18 protein-coding genes are annotated in these 23,932 nt (G+C 40.4%); 4 read left to right on the top strand and 14 right to left on the bottom strand.

All coding sequences use genetic code 11. The features are described 5' to 3' along the window. Positions 1 to 230 precede the first annotated feature (230 nt). From AC1DYB_RS18415 to AC1DYB_RS18405, 3 genes are all read left to right on the top strand, one after another. Positions 231 to 1,424: a hypothetical protein gene (locus tag AC1DYB_RS18415; protein ID WP_477437032.1), complete on the top strand. Its 1,194-nt coding sequence runs from the start codon at positions 231 to 233 to the stop codon at positions 1,422 to 1,424. Between the two features lie 58 nt (positions 1,425 to 1,482). Then, complete coding sequence (locus AC1DYB_RS18410) at positions 1,483 to 1,644, top strand: FeoB-associated Cys-rich membrane protein (RefSeq protein ID WP_295717533.1); 162 nt, start codon at positions 1,483 to 1,485, stop codon at positions 1,642 to 1,644. A gap of 65 nt (positions 1,645 to 1,709) precedes the next feature. Continuing rightward, complete coding sequence (locus AC1DYB_RS18405; RefSeq protein WP_477437031.1) at positions 1,710 to 5,075, top strand: trifunctional glycoside hydrolase family 18/polysaccharide deacetylase/glycosyltransferase family 2 protein; 3,366 nt, start codon at positions 1,710 to 1,712, stop codon at positions 5,073 to 5,075. Between the two features lie 155 nt (positions 5,076 to 5,230). Here the strand turns inward: AC1DYB_RS18405 and ispF are convergent, their stop codons facing one another. Beyond that, complete coding sequence (gene ispF / locus AC1DYB_RS18400) at positions 5,231 to 5,713, bottom strand: 2-C-methyl-D-erythritol 2,4-cyclodiphosphate synthase (RefSeq protein ID WP_477391691.1); 483 nt, start codon at positions 5,711 to 5,713, stop codon at positions 5,231 to 5,233. Next, positions 5,713 to 6,882, bottom strand: a complete 1,170-nt coding sequence (porV, locus tag AC1DYB_RS18395; protein ID WP_477437030.1) for a type IX secretion system outer membrane channel protein PorV — start codon at positions 6,880 to 6,882, stop codon at positions 5,713 to 5,715. Before porV ends, ispF begins: the two co-directional genes overlap by 1 nt. Before the next feature lie 239 nt (positions 6,883 to 7,121). Here porV and AC1DYB_RS18390 point away from each other — a divergent pair, with 239 nt between their 5' ends. Then, positions 7,122 to 8,795: an SUMF1/EgtB/PvdO family nonheme iron enzyme gene (locus AC1DYB_RS18390; protein WP_295717542.1), complete on the top strand. Its 1,674-nt coding sequence runs from the start codon at positions 7,122 to 7,124 to the stop codon at positions 8,793 to 8,795. A 435-nt stretch (positions 8,796 to 9,230) separates the two neighbouring features. Here the strand turns inward: AC1DYB_RS18390 and AC1DYB_RS18385 are convergent, their stop codons facing one another. From AC1DYB_RS18385 to nuoL, 12 genes are all read right to left on the bottom strand, one after another. Then, entirely contained in the window at positions 9,231 to 10,625 is a 1,395-nt protein-coding gene (locus tag AC1DYB_RS18385) for a RagB/SusD family nutrient uptake outer membrane protein (RefSeq protein ID WP_477437029.1), read from the bottom strand. A 15-nt stretch (positions 10,626 to 10,640) separates the two neighbouring features. Continuing rightward, positions 10,641 to 13,700, bottom strand: coding sequence for a SusC/RagA family TonB-linked outer membrane protein (locus tag AC1DYB_RS18380; RefSeq protein ID WP_477437028.1), 3,060 nt, complete (start codon positions 13,698 to 13,700; stop codon positions 10,641 to 10,643). A gap of 124 nt (positions 13,701 to 13,824) precedes the next feature. Next, on the bottom strand, positions 13,825 to 14,322 hold the full coding sequence (locus AC1DYB_RS18375) for an acyl-CoA carboxylase biotin carboxyl carrier protein subunit (RefSeq protein ID WP_477437027.1): 498 nt from the start codon (positions 14,320 to 14,322) through the stop codon (positions 13,825 to 13,827). Between the two features lie 111 nt (positions 14,323 to 14,433). Beyond that, positions 14,434 to 15,096, bottom strand: coding sequence for a DUF4159 domain-containing protein (locus tag AC1DYB_RS18370; protein ID WP_477437026.1), 663 nt, complete (start codon positions 15,094 to 15,096; stop codon positions 14,434 to 14,436). Continuing rightward, on the bottom strand, positions 15,093 to 15,803 hold the full coding sequence (locus AC1DYB_RS18365) for a 16S rRNA (uracil(1498)-N(3))-methyltransferase (protein ID WP_477437025.1): 711 nt from the start codon (positions 15,801 to 15,803) through the stop codon (positions 15,093 to 15,095). Before AC1DYB_RS18365 ends, AC1DYB_RS18370 begins: the two co-directional genes overlap by 4 nt. Positions 15,804 to 15,815: 12 nt before the next feature. Beyond that, positions 15,816 to 17,156 carry a hemolysin family protein gene (locus AC1DYB_RS18360; protein ID WP_477391683.1) on the bottom strand — a complete coding sequence of 447 codons (1,341 nt, stop codon included), beginning with the start codon at positions 17,154 to 17,156 and terminating at the stop codon, positions 15,816 to 15,818. A 7-nt stretch (positions 17,157 to 17,163) separates the two neighbouring features. Further along, entirely contained in the window at positions 17,164 to 17,709 is a 546-nt protein-coding gene (locus tag AC1DYB_RS18355; RefSeq protein WP_477391682.1) for an inorganic diphosphatase, read from the bottom strand. Between the two features lie 9 nt (positions 17,710 to 17,718). Further along, positions 17,719 to 18,366, bottom strand: a complete 648-nt coding sequence (locus AC1DYB_RS18350) for a DedA family protein (RefSeq protein ID WP_477437024.1) — start codon at positions 18,364 to 18,366, stop codon at positions 17,719 to 17,721. Positions 18,367 to 18,421: 55 nt separating this feature from the next. After that, a complete protein-coding gene (locus AC1DYB_RS18345; protein WP_477437023.1) occupies positions 18,422 to 19,804 on the bottom strand; it encodes an NADH-quinone oxidoreductase subunit N in 1,383 nt (460 codons plus the stop codon). A gap of 118 nt (positions 19,805 to 19,922) precedes the next feature. Continuing rightward, the gene (locus AC1DYB_RS18340) at positions 19,923 to 20,300 is read right to left on the bottom strand and encodes a four helix bundle protein (RefSeq protein ID WP_477391679.1); all 378 of its coding nucleotides are present in this window, start codon (positions 20,298 to 20,300) and stop codon (positions 19,923 to 19,925) included. 70 nt (positions 20,301 to 20,370) lie between these two features. Next, complete coding sequence (locus tag AC1DYB_RS18335) at positions 20,371 to 21,846, bottom strand: complex I subunit 4 family protein (RefSeq protein WP_477437022.1); 1,476 nt, start codon at positions 21,844 to 21,846, stop codon at positions 20,371 to 20,373. A 22-nt stretch (positions 21,847 to 21,868) separates the two neighbouring features. Beyond that, the gene (nuoL, locus tag AC1DYB_RS18330) at positions 21,869 to 23,782 is read right to left on the bottom strand and encodes an NADH-quinone oxidoreductase subunit L (RefSeq protein ID WP_477437021.1); all 1,914 of its coding nucleotides are present in this window, start codon (positions 23,780 to 23,782) and stop codon (positions 21,869 to 21,871) included. Positions 23,783 to 23,932: the final 150 nt, after the last annotated feature.

Here is a 23,932-nt window from a genome sequence, read left to right as displayed (position 1 = left end):
GCCAGGTTTTAATTGACAAAGCAAATTAATGAAATATTATTTAGAATGGTGAAAGGATAAAGGTAAAAGGCCAAATGATGGATGGAACAAGGACGAAGGTTTTTCGGACAAAGGACAAAAGATCAGAGACAAAGGTTAAACTAAATTAGTTAAGTTTGTTTATAACGTATTACATTTAATACCGTCATTGCTTCGTGCCTCGCAATGACGGGTTCAGAAAAACGGAACTTATGAACCCATCAGCCAGGAAAACATTCAACGCAGGTTTCACCAACGAAAAATACCAGCAGTTTTTGCAGAAACTTAACAGCGGCTTGCACAGCCCGGTGGCTTTTCGCGTTGCCGAAACCCCTGTTTTGCTTACTACTGATTTCAGGGATAGGCTGATTGCTGCAGGCGATGACATTGTTGCCACTATTTTACAACCCGGTTTTAAGGACCTTACAGAGCGTGCCATTCCCGATAAATGGCGTGTAGCCAATGAAAATGACCACCCGCATTTCATCGCTTTAGATTTTGGTATCTGTAAAGATGAACAGGGCAACATAGTGCCCAAGTTGATAGAGATGCAGGGCTTTCCCTCACTATACAGCTTCCAGGTTTTTATGGGCGATACCTATAGGGAGGTTTATGATATTGCAGATGACCAAACCATGTATTTCAACGGCCTTGATAAAGCGAGTTACCTTGATCTGCTTAAAAGAACCATCATTGGCCCCCATACGCCCCAGGATGTGGTACTGATGGATGTGAACGCGCCCGAACAAAAAACCGCTGTGGATTTTTATCTTACCCAAAAACATCTTGGCATAGCAGTAGTATCATTGAGCGACCTGGTGCAGGAAGGCAATCAGCTTTTTTACCAGCTTAATGGCGAAAAGAAATTGATTAAACGCATATACAACCGCCTGATATTTGATGAAATTGATGGCGATGATACCCTTTTTGATAAAGTAGTTGACATACGCCAACCATTGGATGTGGAGTGGATAACACACCCTAACTGGTTTTATCGCGTTAGTAAATTTACCATGCCTTTTTTAAGCGGCGATTATATCCCCAAAACACAATTCCTGCACAAACTGGCTCAAATACCGGCCGACCTGGAAAACTATGTTTTAAAACCTTTATTCTCATTTGCCGGGCAGGGTGTTATTATTGATGTTACCAGCGACGACATCAGCAATATAACCCAGCCGGAAAATTGGATATTACAGCAAAAAGTAAGTTACGAACCCGTAGTACAGGCCCCGGATGGCGGCGTAAAAGCCGAAATCAGGCTGTTATACCTTTGGCCAAATGGCGATCCAAAACCCACATTAGCCATAAACCTGGCCCGGCTAAGCCGCGGAAAAATGATTGGAGTGCGTTATAATAAAGATTTTGATTGGGTAGGCGGAACAATTGCCTTTATGCCACGTTAAACTTTATACTATTAATAGCGTCTATACGTATATATTAAAAATTAAGTATTTTTGCATTATGAACATCCAGGTAATTTTAGTAATAATTCTTTTTGCCGCCGCTATTTTTTACATCGGTAAGATGATGTATAAAAGTATCGCTTCGAAAAAAAGCTGCGGTGGCAATTGTAAATGTGGTGTTGATTTTTCAGGTATTGAACCCGGAAAACCACATAAATAAAATTAAAATCATTCATCATATCTTCATTTGTTTCCTATACTTTTAATCAGAAGTAATCTCACTTAATGTCTTCAAATAAGCAAGTTTTTCAGGCAGATACTCCAGGCAGATGGAACCGCTTTAAATGGCTCAGCCGCATACTGTTCGTTTTCCTTGTAGTAGGAGTTATCGCTGTAATAGTTACCATCAAATCAACCTATTATCCAGATTTACCAAACCTTAATCCGGCTCCAAAAAAAATGTCAAAGGAGGAGCTTGAGCAGGTAAAAAGATCAACCAAGTACAAGTATTTTAAGATCCAAAAATCCGAGATCGAGGCTATGGAACGGGCAAAACGCCTGCACCAGCATAAGCATCCTAATAATAAAGATCGTATAAACGCTGCCTTTTACCGCCCATGGGAACCACAAGCCTATTACTCCCTTTTGGATAATATAAACAGGCTGGATATGGTAGTTAGTGAAGGTTTTTCTATCCTCCCAAAAACCGATACCGTAATTACCAAAATTGATACCGGGCTTATAAACCTCAATAAAAAATACAATAAGCCTATTATAATTACCCTATCAAATTATGTTAACGTTAACAATCAGGCGGGTGGTTATGATAGCAAGGATATTGAACGCATTTTTAAAAACCCCACATTACGCACAGGGTTTATCAACAGTATTGTAAACGCGCTTACCAAATATAAATTTAAGGGGATAAACGTAGATCTGGATGATATCAAAGATCGCAACAGCAAATATTACATTGCTTTCCAAAACGAGCTTTATGCTACTTTAAGTGCTAAAAAACTACTGGTTACCCAAAATGTGGTACCCGAGGATGAAACTTATAATCTATCGAGGTTACAGCACGTTAACGATTTCCTTTTCATTATGGCTATTGATGAGCATAATGAAGCAAGCAACGCCGGCGACCTTTCAAACCAGCACTGGGTAGAACAAATATTGGATGATGTTTGCAGTAAAGTACCAAGCGAAAAAATAATTTTAACTTTTGCAGGTGGCGCCTATGACTGGCCCGAAGGCAGCGTAGGTAAATCAATAGGCTATCAGCAGGCAGTAAGTACGGCCGACGAGAACAAAAGCAAAATCACTTTTGATCCTGTATCTGCCAACTCGCACTTTAAATACATGGACAAGGATAGTCTTGAGCATACCATTTATTTTACGGATGCGGCCACCAACTTCAACGTAATCAGGATGGCCGACGACTGGGCAACTGGTGGCGTGGCGCTTTGGCGCATGGGTACCGAAGACCCGCGGCTATGGTCATACTTTCAAAAAAATCTTTCTATTGATTCCTTGCGCAAAACAGGTGTCGATTTGAAAAAATTAACTACGGTAGGTTTAAATAACCGTAAAAACGTTGAATATGATGGTGATGGCGAGGTGCTCGATCTGATAACTTCACCAAGTATCGGCGAAATTAAAGTAAAACTTGATACCGGCGACTTTACCATAACAGATCAGCATTACATAAAATTACCTACAAAATATGTGATCCGTAAGTATGGTTATAAGCCTAAAAAAGTTGTTTTAACTTTTGATGATGGCCCCGATCCTGACTATACACCACGTATTTTGGATATCCTGAAAAAGGAAAAAGTACCGGCAGCCTTTTTTGTGGTTGGTTCTATGGCCGAAAAAAATATACAGATCCTAAGGCGCGAGTATGAAGAGGGATATGAAATTGGCAACCATACCTTTTTCCACCCTGATATTTCAACCATCAGCCTTGATCGTGTTGTATTGGAACTTAACGCCACCCGCAAGATCATCGAATCGGTAACGGGACGCAGTACAATACTGTTCCGTCCTCCGTTTAATGCCGATGCCGAGCCGGAAACACTTGCAGAGGTTATACCGGTGGCCGAAAGCCGCAGGCAAAGTTATATCACCATCGGCGAATCTATCGACCCATGGGATTGGCAACCCGGTGTAACTGCCGATAGTATTGTAGCGCGCACTATCAGGCAGGCCAATAACGGTTCAATGATATTACTGCATGATGCCGGCGGCGATACCCGCGAAGAAACCGTAAAGGCATTGCCTGCTATTATCCATTACTTTAAAACTCACGGCTACCAGTTTACTACCATTGCCGATGTATTGGATAAAACCAAAGCCGACCTCATGCCTCCTATTAAGGATGACCATAGCGGCATATTCGGTCCAATGTATGATGTGGTTGTACATGGCTACTTCTACCTTAACTGGATCCTGATCTATGTATTCTTATCAGCCATTTTCCTGGCAATTGGCCGCATAGTTTTAATAGCGATACTCGCAGTAAGGCAAAATAGCGAAAATAAAAAAACTGTAAAGTTAAGGGGCGACAACATTCCGCTGCCATCAGTAAGCATTATTGTGCCTGCTTATAATGAAGAAGTGAATGCCGTTGCTACCATACAAAGCTTGTTAAAAACCGAGTATCCGGTGTTCGAGATCATTTTTATAGATGACGGATCAACGGATAAAACATTTGAGGTAGTATCAGCAGCTTATGAAAACAACCCGCTGGTTAAAATACTTACCAAACCAAATGGTGGTAAAGCATCTGCATTAAACTTTGGTATTACCCATGCCAACAGCGATTTTGTAGTTTGTATTGATGCAGATACCCAACTTAAAACTGATGCCATTTATCACCTCATGAGTTACTTTACCGATGAGGAAATAGGCGCGGTTGCAGGTACAGTAAAAGTAGGTAACGAAACCAATATCATTACCCGGTGGCAGTCAATTGAATACATTACCGCCCAAAATATGGACCGCCGTGCTTTTGACCTCATCAACAGCATCACGGTGGTGCCGGGTGCTATTGGCGCGTTCCGCAAATCGGCTATTTTCCGTGCCGGCGGCTTTACCTATGATACCCTTGCCGAGGATTGCGATTTGACTATGCGCATCCTAAAACAAGGTTATATTGTAAAAAATTGTGCCGAAGCTATTGCTTATACCGAAGCGCCTGAAAGCATCAACATGCTGTTGAAACAACGTTTCCGCTGGAGTTTTGGGGTAATCCAAAGCTTCTGGAAAAACAGGGATGCGCTGTTCAATAAGAAATACAAATTCTTTGGGATGGTAGGTATGCCAAACATCCTCATATTCCAGATCATCCTGCCGCTATTCTCGCCGCTGGCAGATTTGATGATGATATTTGCCTTGTTTGGCGAAAAACCAGAGAAGATGCTGATTTACTATGTGGCTTTTGTTGTTATCGATTTTATAGTGGGCATTATAGCCTTCCGTATGGAAAAAGAAAGCTACAGCAAACTGATTTATATTATACCGCAACGTTTCTTATGGAGACAGCTCATGTATTACGTGCTGTTTAAATCAATACGAAAAGCACTTAAAGGCGAACTGAGCGGTTGGGGTGTATTAAAACGTACGGGAAATGTGAAGGTAAATAAAGTATAAAGTTCTAAATTCAATTTCGAGCCATAAAAAATGGTGCTGTCGGGTTAGCTGACAGCACCATTTTTATTTTATAGATTTATGTTATTATCTTTTATGTAAGCCTGCAAACTTGCCAATATCTCTTGTCTTGACTCTTAATTCTTGATTCTAAAAAGCTAATCCCGCTCTATCAAACAAACAGCATAAGCTACCACTCCCTCTTCGCGACCTATAAAACCCAATTGCTCATTAGTAGTAGCTTTGATAGATATATCATCCTCGCTAATAGAGGCGGCTTTGGCTATGTGCGTTTTCATAGCCGGGATATGCGGATTGATCTTAGGTGCTTCCAGGCATACCATGGCATCTATGTTACCAATCGAGAACCCTTTTTCTTTTATCAGCACAACCACGTGCTGTAACAGCACAAGGCTACTGATGCCCTTCCACCGGTTATCCGTATTAGAAAAATGGAAACCTATATCGCGCAGATTAGCTGCGCCCAGCAGTGCATCACAAATGGCGTGTAATAACACATCGGCATCAGAGTGACCATAGGCCCCTGCATGATGCTCCAGGTTAACCCCGCCTAAAACAAATGGATGCTGCTCTTTTAACTGGTGTACATCAAACCCAAAACCTACTTTAATTTTACCCATTACTTTGATACATTGGAAGTGCCCCCGAAATTAGCCGACAATGTAAATCGCAGTGTATTGGCCAATGGGCTATTTTGCTGGCTGGCTGCCAGGTACGAAAAATCAAACTTAAAAACATCATATTTAACACCAAAGCCCAGGGTTACATAGCGCCTGTCGCTTTTGTTGGGGTTTTCATATAAATAACCCGCCCTTATAGCAAATTGATTATTGTACCAATATTCGGCACCCGGCGAAAGGCTATATTCTTTCAATTCCTCTTTAAAACCTCCCGGCGCATCACCAAACGACTGGAAAATACCCGCAGGCACCGATACATCATCATTTTTACCACTTATGATAACACCATCCGCATCCCTAATAGGCGGCGTTGGCGTTAGCAATTTATTTACATCAAAGGCCAGGGTTATCTGGTTACTTTCATCCAGGTTCCAGGTATTGGCAACCCCGAATTTCAAGTTGGCCGGTAAAAAATATTTAGGTCCGTTATCACTGTAACTGATCTTTGAACCGATGTTGGATATGTTGGCGCCAAAAGCAAAAAGGTTATCGTCGCCATATGGGGCTTTGTAAAACATGGATACATCAGCAGCAAACGCATTCCCCGCCCTGCCTGTTTGGCTTGATCCAGGCGTGGCAAATGACACACTGGATACATTAGAATGGATGTAACGCGCCGTTAAACCCAATGAAAAATTGTCGCCGAATTTACGGGCATATGATACATCAAACGAAAACTCGTTGGGTGTATAAGTACCCTGGTCGTTAATATTATCATCGATTAATTGTAATGACCCATAATTAAAATAACGAAGGGATGCCCCAAGCGTATTACGCTCATCTATTTTGTGCGCGTAGCTAAGATACGACAGGCTGATATCCGGAACTAAATGCCTCAACCAGGGGCTATAAGAAAGCGAGAGTGCATCATTGCTTTCAATAAAGGCAAGTTTTGAAGGATTCCAGAAACTGGCATTAACATCAGGAGATAAAGCCACACCGGCCTCGCCCATCGCCCCCGAACGTGAATCGGGCGAAATATTCAGGAAGGGCACCTCTGCACGTGATCCTCTAAAAGTGCTTCCATCAGTGCTTGTTTGCCCTATAGCAGTTAAAGGCAGTAAACACACAACTAAGAACGTAATATTGTGAAAGGTAAAAAACTTCATTGGGTGCAATTTAGCTTTAATATTTTAATTGATAAATATACATTCAAAATCCACATTGAATTTCAATGCAGTGTTTTAAATTACAACTAACCAAAAAAAACAAAATATTGCAACTAATATTACCTATAATCCGTTAAAACAACCAATAATTGTTTCATTTATTCAGAATAATGGACCACCTGCATTAGCATTATATCCATTTTTTTCTAAATTTACGTCATTAATATAATTGTAAAATTATGAAAATACTTTTTACTAAAACTGCTTTAGTGCTGGTGGCCGCAGGTGCATTGGTAAGCAGCTGTAGTAAACCACCGCAATCGCAAAAAACCGGTTTAGTTTATAATCAAAAAAGTAATGGTGGTTATGAGCGCTACAGGCAAACACACCCTTCACCAGGACCAGGTTTGGTTCCTATTGAGGGTGGTACCTTTGTAATGGGTGGCAGTGCTGATCAGGATGTAACTTATGACTATAACAACGTTCGTCGCAGGGTAACTGTTCCGTCGTTTTATATGGATGAAACCGAAGTTGCCAACCAGGACTGGCTTGATTACCTGCACTGGATTAGCATAACTTATCCACAGGATCATGAATTGTACTACAATGCCTTACCTGATACCCTGGTTTGGCGTAAACCATTATCATACAACGATCCTTACGTAGATAACTATCTGCGTCACCCTGCCTTCCAGGATTACCCGGTTGTAGGTGTTACATGGGATCAGGCACAGGAGTATTGCTCATGGCGTACCGACCGTACCAACGAAAACATTTTGCGCGAAACAGGAAGATTAGTAGCCTGGAAGGATCAGAATGGGAAAGGCAAAAAAGCCGCTCCGGCTGCCGCAACCACCGCTGCTCAACCCTTTAATACCGATATCTATCTGAACGGCCAAATGCAGGGCCCAGGCATTAACGGTAAAAAAATGATGCCAAACCTAAGCCCTAACGCGGCCACAGGTACTGGCAAAAATGCTAAACCGGTAAGACCTGTACGTATGGAAGATGGTATTTTGAAACAAGGATACCGCCTGCCATCAGAAGCTGAGTGGGAATATGCCGCATTAGCACTTGCCGGTAATACACAGTTTGAAAACATCGATGATGGTAAAATGTACCCATGGAATGGAATGGGTGTACGCTCTGCCAAAAGCAAAACACGCGGTTTAATTTTAGCCAACTTTAAACGTGGTGCCGGTGATAACGCGGGTGTTGGTGGTTACCTGAATGATAAGGCCGATATTACAGCTCCTGTACGTTCATATGCTCCAAATGATTTTGGTTTGTATAACATGGCCGGTAATGTTAATGAGTGGGTACAGGATACTTACCGCCAAACTTCATTTGAGGAGTTTGAGGACTTTAACCCTTTCCGTGGTAACCAGTATACCAATAAACGTTTAGCCGACCCAACAAAAGGATTATACGCAAAGGATAAATATGGCAGGCCTATTAAAGATGCCGCCGTATCAAACAAAAAATTAAAATATGCCGACCTGATAGCTTTACAGCAGGCCCAACAAAGCCAGGTTGATGCAAATGGCGTAGCCGTAACACCTGCTAACGGAGCACCTGCACCTGCAATACCAAACTCAACAGATCCTTTATCACCAAAAAATTCGGGCAAGAAATACAATCCCGACTTTAGGGGCGAAAGAGATACCGTGAACACAGCTTTATATGGCACAACCACACTGGTTAATGACCATTCAAAAGTGTACAAAGGTGGTTCATGGAACGATATGGCATTCTGGTTAAACCCATCAACCCGCCGCTTTATGGACGAGGATGAATCAAGTGCCGAAGTTGGTTTCCGTTGCGCAATGACATTAGTAGGCGCACCAGAAATTTACCCTACAGGTAAACCTCATTATGGTGTTAAAAAACCAAAAGCTTTTAAAGCTAAATAATATCCAATTTTAAACGTAAACACGAAGAGGGTCGTTCAGCAATGAATGGCTTTTCTTTTTTATTGGGGATTTATAAAAAATCGGCACATAACCTGTTATCACTTCCCAAGCTCCCCCTTTCGTTAAAACACCACCTCCGCAACGATAACATAACTGCCCCCAGATTAATATTAATGCCTCAAAAAGCGATAGCAGAGTTTGGCATTTTGCACTTACTGGCGGATGTATTAGGGAGTATGAACAGGGATGACTCAGGGTATAATTCATTTTCAGCTTCCCGGCCTTTTATGATTCCCGGTTAGCTAAAATTTTTGCAAAATAAAAGCCTTGCAAAAGGGTAGCAAGTGTCTCTTATCAGTTATGAAATCATAATAATAACAAAAAACCCCGGCAGCATTAAGCAACCGGGGTTCATAAAACAATGCTTTATTTATTTTATTGATAACCTTCGTTTTGCGTCAAATTAGGATTTGCATCACGCTCACGTTTTGGTATCGGAAATATAAGCTTAGGCGAGTTCCAGTCAAAAGCTTCAACAGCATTACCGTCACCATCAATTGAATGCGTAGGTTCCATGAAACGCTTTAAATCGCCCAACCGCTGACCTTCAAAAGCCAATTCAACCCGGCGCTCCCGTTTTAAAGCAATAATCAACTTGGGAACTGTTGTAGCTGTTGTATTAGCTAATTTAGCTCTGTTTCTGATAACATTAATATCAGCAGCTGCTCCAGCCAGATTAGGAGTAGTTTTTAATATCCTTGCTTCAGCCCTGATGAGATAAATTTCTGCTAAACGAATGGTGACTACGTTACCAAATGTGTTGTTAAATTTAGATGTATAAACATCATAGAATTCATTAGCACGGTCATCACCGGCCTCGTAACGGGCATAATGCTGATCAAAAATAATTGTCTCTCCACGACCCGCAAAATCCGAGCTTGCATAAACCTCATTTAATGCATTAAAGCCCGATTGACTGGAAATCTGGATTGCAAATATATCTTCGGTAGAGTTAAACACCCGTGTAGCTTGCAGCGGATGCTGAAATTCATCGGCAAAGTTTTTCACCATCTCAAAAAGGCCACTACTAATAATCTTTGTGGCTTCAGCTTCGGCCAGGTCATATTTTCCCTGGGTAAGGTAAATTCTCGCTAATACCGCCGATGCCGATGAAGAGCTTGCATAAGGAGGATTACTCCCTGCAAGATTAGCTTCGGCCGTTGTTAAATCGGCTATTGCCTGGGCATAAATTTCGGCAACAGTATTTCTCTTTACATTTTGTATCCCTGCTATTGTTGTGGTTGGCGTTAACACCAATGGCACAGCCAGGTTTGTTGTTGGCGAACCATCATTCCAGGCCCTGCCAAATGCACGGGCAAGATCAAAATAAGTCATTCCCCGCAAAAACTTGGCCTCTCCCTCAACTTTTGCCTTATCGGCCGCTAAAACCAGGTTCAAATTAGCCAAAACAATATTACAAACGCCAATGGTATTGTAACCTGCATTCCACACGCCCTCAACAAAAAAATTATCGATAGTTATTTTTTTATTATCAAGTTCTGTATACTCAGAGAAAGTACCCTGATATTGAAAATCGCCATCGTCGGCCAAAAAATCTGTGGTCGCCTGTAATCTGCCACCATACAGCCCCCTTAAGCCAGCGGCTGTATACGCGCCGATAAGTACACCTTCTACATCTTTTGACGTTTTTAAAGCCTGGTTTGATTCTACCGTATCGTGAGGCTTAATATCTAACTGTTTTTGACAGCCGGAGTTATATAGCATTACTAATGTACTTAATGCTATAATTGAATATTTTATTTTTTTCATCTTCTTCAGCTTAAATTAAAATCCCACGTTAATTCCAAAAGTTATTGTTTTAGCCTGCGGAGCTGCATAAAAATCATAGTTCTGGGTAATGTTACCAGAAAATGCATCCGAGTTCAGCTCAGGGTCCCAACCTTTATATTTGGTCCAGGTGGCTAAGTTTGTAGCTTGCGCATAAACTCTTAAACTACGCAGTTTTATTTTTTCCAATACGCCTTTTGGGAAATTATAACCTAAAACAATATTCTTTAAACGGAGGTATGATCCATCACTCAAATACCTTGAACTTGGCGATACACCATTACCAGCAAACAAACGAGCCTCTGGCACCATAGTTATATCACCCGCCTTTTTCCATGATTGCAATTGATCTATGGTTTGGTTATCAGCTCCGTTATTAAAACCAACAGACATGTACTGGCCACCACCGTTATAGATCTTATCGCCATTTACTTCCTGTAACAGGAAGCTGAAATCAAATCCTTTATAACTTACCGTGTTATTTAAACCTGCAATAAATTTAGGGTTAGGATCACCAACAACAACCGGGGTTGCTGCATTGTAATCGTTTGTGGTTGCCCTATCGCGTTTGCCACCACCAAGATCAGTGTTTTTGTAATAAAGCGCATCTCCATTGGCTGGATCAGCCCCGGCAAACTCAACCGTGTAAAATATACCTAATGGCTGGCCTTCAACAGCTCGGTTAACACCATCACCGCTACCTTTAATAACCTGACCTTTCAAGTCGGTAATTTTATTGCGGTTGATAGAGAAGTTAAAACTTGTTGACCAGGTAATTCCATTACCAACAATATTCTTTGAATCGATCTGCATTTCAAACCCCTTGTTTTGAAGTTTACCAAGGTTTTGAGTAATAGTTGTAAAACCTGAAGTACCAGGAATCTGCACGTCTAATAACAGGTCTTTTGTTTTCTTTAAATACACATCAAACTGGCCGGTAAGTCGCCCATTGAAAAAACCTATATCTAAACCAACATCTGTTTGCGCAGTTGTTTCCCACTTCAAATCAGGATTAGGCAATTGAGTTGGCCTTGCTCCGGCAACACCTGCATACCCGAACGCCGTAAACAGCCCCCGAGAAGCAAAGTTACCAATCTCGGAGTTACCGGTAATACCATAACTGGCCCTTAATTTCAATTCAGAAACCAGCTGTTGCTTTTTCATGAAACTCTCTTCTGATACAATCCAGCCTACCGAACCTGCAGGGAAAAATCCGTAACGGTGATTGGCACCAAACCTGGAAGAACCATCAATACGACCACTTAATGATAAAAGGTATTTTTCATCATATTTATAATTTGCCCTTGCAAAATAGGACAATAATGAATAAGCTGCTGTTTTTGATATGCCATTTGTAATATCTGCCGAGCTGAAAAGTCTTTTATATGCATCGCTCGGAAACTGACTGCCATTAATTGAGTTAAGATCGTTTTGCTGACGCTGATAAGACATACCACCCACCGCATTAATATTACTCTTGCCTATGTCCTTAATAAATTGCAAAAAATTATTTGTATTAAAGTTTACAGCAGTAACGGATGAGCTAAAGCCGACGCCGTTGGGCGAATTGGAGTTTCGGGCAGTTAACGAGCCTGAATAACTATCCTCGCTTGAATTTAATATATCCACACCAACTTCTGACCTAAAGCTCAATGAAGGAAGCAGTTTTACCTGGGCATATAAGTTACCCAAATTCCGGTAATCAACGGTGTTAAAATAGCTATTTTGAGCATTTAACAACGGGTTAAAATAGATTGGGAAACTGGCGTTTGGAAGCCCTGTAGCAAGATCAAGTGCACCACTTGTTAATCCCGTACGAGGGTCGATAATCGGGGTAATTGGCGATAAGGCCACAATTTGCTCTGGCGTTGAAAAAGCATCGTCATTATCCAAACGATAATTTTTTGTGCGTGAAACACTTAAGAGAGCACCCACTTCTAACCATTTGGTAGCCTGGTTGCTAATGTTGGTTCTTAAGCTGTACTGGTTAATAGCGTTACCTATCAGGAAACCTTTTTGATTATTATAAGTACCAGATATATAAAACTTGGTTTTTTCGGTACCGCCCGATAATACCAGGTTATAATTTTGTACCGGCGCATGTTGTGTAATTTCTTTCTGCCAGTCGGTATTTACTTTATAGGTTTTATAATCATCATTACCGGCCGAGTATCTTTTTAATCTATTTGCAATTGAAGTGGCAGAATATCCACCAGCTATACCCGCTGCAGTTAACAACGTAACATATTGTTCTGAATTTAAAAATTCACGTTCACGAGTTGGTTTACTAAATCCATAATATTGATTGTAGGTTACTTTGGTATCGCCGGCCTTACCCTTTTTTGTAGTTACCAAAACTACACCATTTGATGCTCTTGAACCATAAATTGCAGCAGCCGAAGCATCTTTCAATATATCAATTGATTCAATATCATTCTGATTTAAATCCACAAGAGGGTTGGTTGATGCACCGTTGGTTGAAAAGTTATCAACAGTAATAGGCAAACCATCCACCACATATAATGGCTGGTTTCCGGCAGATACAGATGATGCGCCACGGATACGCACCTGGATTCCCTGGCCCAGTTTTCCATTTTGAGCCTGTATATATACACCAGGTGTGCGGCCCTGTATGGCAGATTCTAAACTTGGTACTGGGATATTTTCGATATCAGCACCTTTAATTTTTGAGATAGAACCGGTTAATGAACGCCTGCTTTGGGTACCATAACCAACTACCACAACTTCTGTAAGCTGCTTGGCATCAACCAGCAAACTGGCATTGATAACCACTTTATTGATAGCAATTTCGGCAGGTGTGTAACCTATAAATGTAAAAATTAAAATTTTTGCTGTAGCAGGAACCGACAAGCTGTATGATCCACTGATATCGGTTTGAGTGCCTATACTGGCAACTCCTTTCACGGACACGCTTACCCCAGGTAAGGGTGACCCATCTTTTTGATCTGTTACCTTACCAGTTATCACACGGTTTTGCCCAAAAACCAATGAGATGCAGGAAAATAACAACAAAATTGTTAGTAGATTTTTCTTCATAAAGTTAAAATGTTAATTAAAAAAGTAAGTTATTAACAAAACGGCAATAAAACAACAGAAACAGTAATAAATAGCTCAATCTTTTACGTAATTGTAATAAAAGTGGAAGCCAAAAAATTAATTTTTAAAATTCGATCAGAATTTGTCCCTTTTCCACTTTATCGCCAGCCTTAATTTTTATTTTTTTGATAGATGCATCAGCCGGAGATTTTATGATATTTTCCATTTTCATGGCTTCAAGTACAAACAGGTTATCCCCTTTTTTTATTTCTTCCCCGTCAGTAACATAAACCTTCAGCACCATCCCAGGCATTGGAGCCTTTACCTCACTCAGCCGCGCGCTGCTTAAACTGCTGAGACCTAATTTATCAAGCAAAATATCAAACTGATCTTTAGCAGTAATTACATAGGTATTATTGTTGACTTTAATTTCGGCAGTTTTATCGGCGTTGTTAAATGATACTACGTCTATATTATAGGATTGGTTGCCTTCTATGATGTGATAGATATTTCCACCAATATGTTTAATATCAGCGCCGGTTTTTGTTTTGTTTAAGAGCAAATCATCACTGTTTCTTTCGGTTTCAAAAACATATTGGCCATTTACTTTTATTTGATACATCTGTGGCGGTATTTGTGATATAAGGTTCTTGTAAGTTTAAAGGTATTAAATTTAATCTGCAATGAACGCCGGCTAAAAAAAGAAAAACGCCGGGCCGCTCCGCAAAAAAGTCTATTGAGTAAATACGTATTGTATCATATTGGCACCCATTTTCAGCGCCTTTAAGCGGCTTTCCTGTGTATCGCCGGCATAAGTACCGTAATCTTCCCATCCATTGCCCAAATCGCATTCATAGTCATAAAAACATACCAACCGGCCTTTATATATCAGGCCAAATCCCTGCGCGCGCGTGCCATCATGCTCATGGATCTTCGGCAGGCCGTTAGGGAAGCTGTATTTCTGATGATAGATTGGATGATTAAGCGGAAGCTCCACAAATTCAAGTTCGGGGAAAACTTTTTTCATTTGCGGGCGAATAAACTTATCTAACCCGTAATTATCGTCGATATGTAAAAAGCCACCACCGGTAAGGTATTTACGCAGGTTACGGGCTTCCTGGTCGCTAAATATCACGTTACCGTGACCGGTCATAAAAACAAACGGATAATTAAATATTGATGAACTGCCCACTTCTACCACATCGTCATCTGTATCAAAGTTCGTCTTCAGGTTTTCATTACAAAACTTAATGAGGTTAGTTAAAGCGGTACGGTCGCCGTACCAGTCGCCCCCTCCTGCATATTTAAGGCGGGCAATTTTATATGAAGGCACATTAAAGCCGCTCATTACTATAAATGCAGCCAAAGCAATTATGATATGCCCAATGCTTTTCATACCCTGTTTATAAAGTTAACTTCAAAGCAAGCCTCCAATGCGGCAGTTTCGGTACGTAACCTTGCCTCACCCAAGGTGATGGGTTTAAAATCATTCTCTAAAGCAAGTTCAATTTCGGCGGGAGAAAAATCCCCTTCAGGCCCTATTAATACCAGATATCTGCCGTTATTGGTTATCTCTTTACGCAGATCAAACTTTTCGCCGGCTTCGCAATGGGCAATAAATTTTTGCCCATCAAATGGCTGCGTCAGCAGTTGATTCAGTTTAACCGCGTCATTTAAAACAGGGTGATATGCTTTAAGGGATTGTTTGATGGCTGCTGTAATGATCTTGTTGAGCCTATCAACCTTTACCTCTTTTCGTTCGGACCGCTGGGTTATGATCAGTGAGATCTCATCGATACCTATCTCGGTAGCTTTTTCTAAAAACCATTCCAGCCGTTCAATATTTTTGGTTGGCGCTACCGCGATGTGCAGGTAATGATTGCGTTTGTTAAAGTTTGGAGTAACGGAAGTAATATTGAGGATAGTTCGTTTTGGATGAGCATCCTGAATTTGTGCATCATAAAAACCACCGCGACCATCAATCAGCTGAACTTTGTCGCCGGACTCTAATCTTAATACACGTATGGCATGTTTACTTTCTTCCTCGCTAAGAAAATATTGCGGGTGCGAGGGTTCAATATCGGGGGTATAAAAAAGTTGCATTGGCTAAGCAGATTAATGTAAATCTACTGCATCTTCTTCATTTATCAATAACTCAAGTTTAACAGATTCTATATTCTGGTCAGATTTTCTTAATACAGTAATGTTATAGCCGTTGGATTCCTTTTGCTCGCCTACATCGGGGATCTTACCAAATATATCTCCAAGCCATCCGGATACGGTATCAAAATCACCATCCTCGGGCAGGTCATGTGGTAAATGCTCGTTTACATCATATATCGGTGCAAGCGCGTTTACTATAAACTCACGTTCGTTCACCTTTTCAACTATAGGCTTTTCTTCATCATATTCATCCTGTATCTCGCCTACCAGTTCTTCTACAATATCCTCCAGCGTAACCATACCTGCTGTACCGCCAAATTCATCAAGTACAATAGCTATCTGTATTCGCTTTTGCTGCAATTCGGCCATCAGATCGTTGATCTTTTTGGTCTCGGGAATAAAGTAAGGTTTACGGATGATATCTCTAAGCACAATCTCCTGGTTCCGCGCCAGCAATGGCAATATATCTTTGGCGTGTACTATACCAATGATCTTATCTATTACATCATCAAAAACAGGCATCCGGGAATAACCTTCGTCTATGATCATATCCAATAGTTCCTGCGTGGTTGAATTGATATCAATACCTGATATTTTGGTCCGCGGCACCATGATATTTTTTACTACCCGCTCATTAAAATCAAACACGTTCTGGATCAGTTCATGCTCATTTGAATCAAGCGCTCCGGTCTCCTTACCTTGCTCAAGCAGGTATTGCAATTCCTCAGAACTATGATGCGCCTCGCCGCCCTCCAAAGTACTTATGCCCAATAGCTTCAAAATAAAATTAGCGAAGCCGTTCAGCAACCATATCAGTGGCTTAAAAAAAACAAAGAAGAACCTTAGTGGAAATGAAACTGCCAATACCGTGCGTGCCGATTTTTGAATGGCTATCGATTTAGGCGCCAGCTCACCAAATACAATATGCAGTATAGTGATAGATGAAAATGCCAGAACATGGCTTGTGGTTATAAAAACCGGTGTAAGCTTAATACCTACGGCTAAAAAAGCCCGTAGTACAATGTTGGTAACAACTCCTTCGCCAACAACACCTAAACCAAGCGAAGCAATGGTAATACCCAGCTGCGTAGCAGCCAGGTATCCATCCAAATTATGTAAAATGCCCCTTGCAACTTTAGCTACCGCGCTTCCGCCTTTAGCTTTAATCTCTATTTGTGAACCTCTTACCCTAACCATGGCAAACTCGGCGGCTACAAAAAAGCCGTTGAGCAAAACCAAAAGCATGGTAGCGATTATATAAAAGACACTTATTTCGTAAGGTGCGGGGTCCATCTATTAATTATTGGTAAACAGGAAATGTAGACTTGTACAATTCCAAACTTTCAAGTATTACTTTATGCGCATACCGCACACCTAATAAATGCTCGATGGTTACATTTTTGCCTTCCAGCTTTTTATAATCCTTAAAGAAACGAACAATCTCGGTCATCGCGTGCGGTGGAAGCTCGTTCAAATCGTTAATGTAATTTACAGACATATCGTTCTTGGCCACAGCAATGATCTTATCGTCCTGCTCGCCATTATCAACCATGTGCATTACACCTACAACCTTTGCCTCAATAATCGACATCGGGAAAACATCAATTGAGCAAAGCACCAATATATCCAACGGATCCTTATCATCGCAATAAGTTTGCGGAATAAAGCCATAGTTTGCAGGATACATTACTGACGAGAACAAAACGCGATCTAATTTTAACAAACCAGAATCTTTATCTATCTCGTATTTAGCTTTTGAACCTTTTGGTATTTCTATAATAGCGTTAACAATTTCGGGAATATTTTCACCTGGAGAAACCTGGTGCCATGGATGTTGTGTACTCATCGGTATTTATTATGTATTATGTTTTTCTTTACTCTCTACTAACTTCTTTTTGACGTAAGCTAAAATAAGCGGGATGGAGGTAATTATGATCAATCCCAGCACTATATACTGCATATAATCCTTTACCTGCGGAAACCTTCTTCCTAAGAAATATCCGCCTAAAGTAAAGGTACATACCCAGGTTACGCTTCCTATCAGGTTATATAAACCAAATTTTTTGATATCAACCTTTACAACTCCTGCAAATATAGGGGCAAATGTTCTAACTATCGGGAAAAATCTCCCTAAAATCAAGGCCATCCCTCCGTATTTGTTATAAAAATCGCTGGCCAGTATTACATACCGTTTCTTAAAAAATAGCGAGTCGTTCTTATTAAATAACACGGGCCCCGTTCGGTAACCAAACCAATAACCCGTAAAATTTCCTAATATGCCTGCTGCTATGAGCGATAACACCAACGTAGATATGTTTACATCAACCTTCCCCGCCGAACACAGCAAACCTGCCATAAATAGCAGGTAATCTCCTGGTAAAAAAAAACCAAAAAACAGGCCGGTTTCAGCAAAAACAACAACAAGCAGGAAATAAAAGCCTCCCCTGCTTATGATGGATTGAGCGTCCGTTAAATTTTGAAGGTAATCCCAAAAACTTTCCATTCACTATATCTGTAAAACTACAAATATTATATCAATTTGTAGTACTCAGTTAATATTAAATGAAACGCGAGATAAAATCAGGGTAGATACCGATGATAACTGTTGCTAAAGCAGAAACTGCAAAAACAAGTTTATAATATACCGGAACAATAACTTCGGCCCTATCAGCCGACCGGAAATACATGGCAACTATAACCCTGAAATAATAGAATATAGCTATTATAGCATTTACAACGGCTATGATAACCAGCCAAACCTGGTATTTTGACAACGCGCCCGAAAACATGAAGAACTTACCGATAAACCCTGCAGTAAGCGGAATACCAGCCAGTGAAAGCATTGATATAGTTAATACAAGGGCCAGGAAAGGATTGTTTTTTGCAAGGCCGTTAAAGCTTTCAAAACTATCGCTGCCACTTTGCTGATGAACCAATATTAAACTACCAAAAGCGATAATTGAAGCTATTGAATAGGCAGTAGCATACATGAATACCGAGTTTGCAGATGCTGAACCCAAAGCAACTATAGCAAATAACAAATAACCGGCATGCGATATGCTGGAAAAAGCCAGCATACGTTTAAAGCTCTGCTGATACAGCGCGGTGATGTTACCTACAAATAAAGTTGCTACAGTAATTACCAATAAAACCGGTACCCAAAAATCTGATAGCGGAGCAAAACACGCAGAAAACAAACGGAGAAATGCAGCAATACTGGCTGTTTTTACCACTGTTGACATGAAGGCCGTAATGATGGTTGGCGATCCCTCGTACACGTCAGGAGTCCAAAAATGGAACGGTGCGGCGCCAAGCTTAAAGCAAAGCCCAACAACAATTAAGCCTATTCCAGTGTAGAACATAGGATCGATATGCGGATGAGCCAAAACCCAGTCGCGGATAACTTCCAAACTAAATGATCCTGTTGAACCGTATATCAGCGTAATACCAAACAGTAAGAAACCTGTTGAGAAAGCACCCATCAGGAAGTATTTTAAAGCCGCTTCATTAGAGGCAAAATCGCTTTTCTTTATACCTGCCAGGATGTATAAACTTACAGACATAATCTCGATACCAATAAACATCATGGTAAGGTTATAGTAAGATACCATTACAATGATACCCGCCAGCGAGAACAATATGATAGCATAGTACTCCGCCACATGGTTGCTTATCCTCTCGAAATACCCCGCAGATAACAGCAGGATGAGGATAGTACTGATGATAGTAACAGATGAAAATACAACAGAAAAATTATTGAACATCATCATACCGTGATAAATTGGCATAGTGGTATCCGGAGTTTTATATTCGGCAATAGCACAAACCAAGGCGGCAATTAAGCCGATCACAGTAACGGGTAATAATGCTTTTGTAGCCTTGTATAATCCAAGATACAGCAACACTATTGGTAAAACAGATATGATGATTAAAGTAGTCATTTTTTTTAAACTCTAAATTCTAAACCCGAAATCCTAAATACTAAACTCTAAAACTTAAATACGAAACCCTAAGACTTGAATTTAAAACTCTAAAACTGTATCTAAAACCTTGAGTAATTTATGGATTAGTATTTTTAATTTTTTCAAGCATTGCTCCAAAAATCTTTGTTAACTCAATTGTTTCCTGAATTAACGCGTCTCTTGTAGCTGATAATTGTTGTTCATTTATATCAATAAGTCTAAGCCACAACCGGCTTTCCTTAGCTTCTTTTCTACATATCTTTATCCTATGAGAAAAATCATTACGACTAAAGCTCTCATTGGCCTCGATAAAATTTGCTGCTACCGAACCCGATGACCGAATGAGTTGTTTATAGTATTCAATATTATGTATATTTCTCTCAATCTTTTTTAAAAATTCTTTACAGTTATTAGCAAAATCAAATGTCCTGTCTTCTAGATTAAACTTCTTAACGTTATTCTCTCCAACATCCATTAATTTTCCCTTTTAGAATTTAGAAATTAGAGTTTCGAATTTAAACCTTTAGCGTTTAGAATTTTCAAAACTAATACACCAACTTTCCATTCAGGGTGCCCAACAAATTATTAACTGCCGCCTCAGATATATGCATTATTGGCTGCGGGTAAACGCCTATAACAATTATTAGTATACAGATAATAGTAAGAACCAATTGCTCAGATCCGCTTATATCTTTAAAAGTTGTTGTCAATTCATTAAGCTCGCCCTGCATTACATTTTTATACATGCGCAGCATATATACAGCTCCAAAAATGATGGTTAAGCCAGCAGCAATTACCAGGGCCAAATTCATGTAGTGATAAGCACTATATTGAAAAACTCCATCCAGCAACAAAAACTCACCCACAAAACCGTTGGTTAGCGGCAAACCTACTGTACCCAGCACAATAATTAAAAACGCTATAGAAAATTTGGGAGCCACCATTGCAATACCACCAAGCTGGCCGATATCGCGGGTATTTAAACGCCTGCTGATGATATCCCATATAAAAAACATACCTACCACATTAATACCGTGGTTAAGCATTTGTATCATGGCTCCCTGTAAACCCTGCACGTTCCAGGTAAAAATTGCAGCAGCAATAAGACCTACGTGCGCTATCGATGAATAAGCTACCAACAGCTTACCATCGGTTTGCTTAAATGCGATGATAGAAGCATACACAATACCTATAACGGCGAGTATGATAGCTATGGGTTGCCAATGAGCAAGCCCAAGAGGCGCAATTGGTATTAACCATCTGATAACTCCATAGATACCCATTTTAAGCATAATACCCGATAGCATCATCGTACCACCTGTCGGAGCCTCTGTATAAGTATCGGGCTGCCATGTATGGAAAGGGAATAAAGGCATTTTTATAGCAAATGCCATAAAGAATGCTAAAAACACCCATGACTGCTGTTGAGCAGTAAGCTTTAAAGCGTAAAAATTGTGGATATCAAAAGTCTTATCCGGAGATTGTAAATAAAGGTAGATGATAGCTACCAGCATAAATAACGACCCGGCAAAAGTGTAAATGAAAAACTTAAGTGTAATACGGATGCGGTTTTCGCCCCCCCAAAGGGCGCATATAAAATAAATAGGAATCAATGCGGCTTCCCACCCAACGTAAAACAAAAACCCATCAAGCGCGGTAAACACTACCAGCAAGCCAGCTTGCATAAATAGTATTAAAGCATAAAATGCACCCGCATTTTTGTACTCATGCTTGTAGGTAGTTAATATAATAAGCGGCACAAGCAAGGTGGTAAGTAATACCATGATCATGCTGATCCCGTCAATACCGGCGCTAAAATAGATACCAAATTTTGCTATCCATGGCACATCAATACCAAACTGTGTTGTTGCATCGGGCACAAAACGGCTTAAAAACAGGCCGGCTATTACCAGTTGGGCAACAGAGAAAAATAATGCGGCATGCTTAGCAACTCCATTTTTTAATAAGGCTACTATAACTGCGGCAACTACCGGTAAAAAAATTAATATACTAACGGTCATTTTATATTTTAAACGCTATCGTTTATACTTTAGTTAATCCAAATACACTGTAAAGCAATATGGCTATTATACCCAGCACCATTACAAATATGTAGAAACCCACATTACCGGTCTGCAATAAACGCAGCCCTTTACTGGTTTCAATAGTTCCTTTGCCTAAGCCGTTTACCAACCCATCAATACCCATCTTATCCACAACATTGTAGAAAAATGTTGACAGAAAATCCAATGGTTTACGAATCACAAAATCATAAAGCTCATCAACATAAAATTTATGGTATGATAAGCTGCTCAATGCCGGGCGCTCTTCGGTATCAGCTACCGGAACGCGGCCATTTTGCACATATTTGATGTACGCATATATCAACGCGAACAATGCAACACCTACCGAAACACCCATCAGGATCCATTCGGTACTTGATGATAATTCACTTGAAGGTAAAACGGCTGCTGAAGCTTTAAATACAGGGGCCAGGTAATGACCTAACTCATGATGACCGCCCAACACCTCGGGCACACCAATTAAACCTCCCACAATAGAAAGTATTGCCAATATGATCAATGGAATGGTCATGGTTGCTGGCGACTCGTGCAAATGATGTTCCTGTTCATGTGTACCACGGAATTTACCCCAGAAAGTAAGGTACATCATCCTGAACATGTAGAACGAAGTAAGCATAGCTGTAAAAACACCTACCACATAAAATGTGGTACTATGCGCATAGGCGTGAGCCAGAATTTCGTCTTTTGAAAAGAAACCAGAGAACGGTGGTATACCTGAAATAGCAATTGTACCGATAAGCATGGTAGCAAACGTAACAGGTAACTTACTTTTTAAGCCTCCCATTTTACGCATATCCTGCTCATCGCTCATCGCGTGAATAACAGAACCCGCGCCAAGGAATAGTAAAGCTTTAAAAAACGCATGTGTTAATACATGGAAGAAAGAGCCAGTGTAAGCACCCACGCCCAAGCCTAAAAACATATATCCCAGTTGCGATACGGTTGAATAAGCCAATACCTTTTTTATATCAGTTTGCGTTAGGGCAATAAGCGCGGCAAATAACGCGGTGGCCAAACCTACTATAGCTACAACTTCCATTGTAAATGGCGCCATGCTATACAAAATGTTTGAGCGGGCAATCATATAAATACCTGCTGTAACCATGGTTGCAGCGTGGATCAATGCAGATACGGGGGTTGGCCCTGCCATGGCATCCGGTAACCATGTAAATAAGGGTAACTGTGCCGATTTACCTATAGCACCCACAAACAGCAACATGGTAATAGCTGTAAGCGGTGCAGCACTCACTTTCAATGCGGCAACTTTAGGAAATAATGTAGCGAATTCAAGAGTACCAAATGCGTAGATCATTAAGAACACGCCTAACAAAAAGCCCAAATCACCAATACGGTTCATGATGAAAGCCTTCTTGGCAGCATCTGCATAGCTTGGGTTTGTATACCAGAAACCTATAAGCAGGTATGAGCATAAACCTACGCCCTCCCATCCTATAAACATAATGATGTAGTTTGATCCTAATACCAGTAAAAGCATGAAGAAAACAAACAGGTTTAAGTAAGCGAAAAACTTACCGAAGCCTTTATCATGGTGCATATAACCTATAGAATACAGGTGGATAAGGAAACCAACACCCGTAATAATAAGCAGCATAATAGAACTTAACTGATCTATCAAAAATGCGAAAGGCACATGAACAGGGCCCGCATTAATCCAGTCAAAATAAGCAACATTTACAGGGTTTCCGGTTGATTTGATCTGAAAGAAAACCGCAAGGCTTAAGCCAAAAGATACCAGCACCAGCAGGCTTCCAATAAAGCCTATTATTCCTTTTGATAATGAATTACGACCAAGTCCGTTAATAATAAAACCGGCCAACGGTAATATGGGAATAAGCCAGATGTATTGATTCATGTTTTGAGTTATACGTTTTACGTACTACGTTATACGTTTCTATTTATTTAATCGTCATTGCGAGGAACGAAGCAATCTCTTCACTTGCGATGACGGTCTGTTACTATATTTATTCTATTTCTTAAATCCGAAATCGAAATTCCGAAATCC

It is taken from the genome of Mucilaginibacter sp. P2_A4 (genome assembly GCF_056405015.1).
This window is presented reverse-complemented; position numbering and strand designations above follow the sequence as displayed.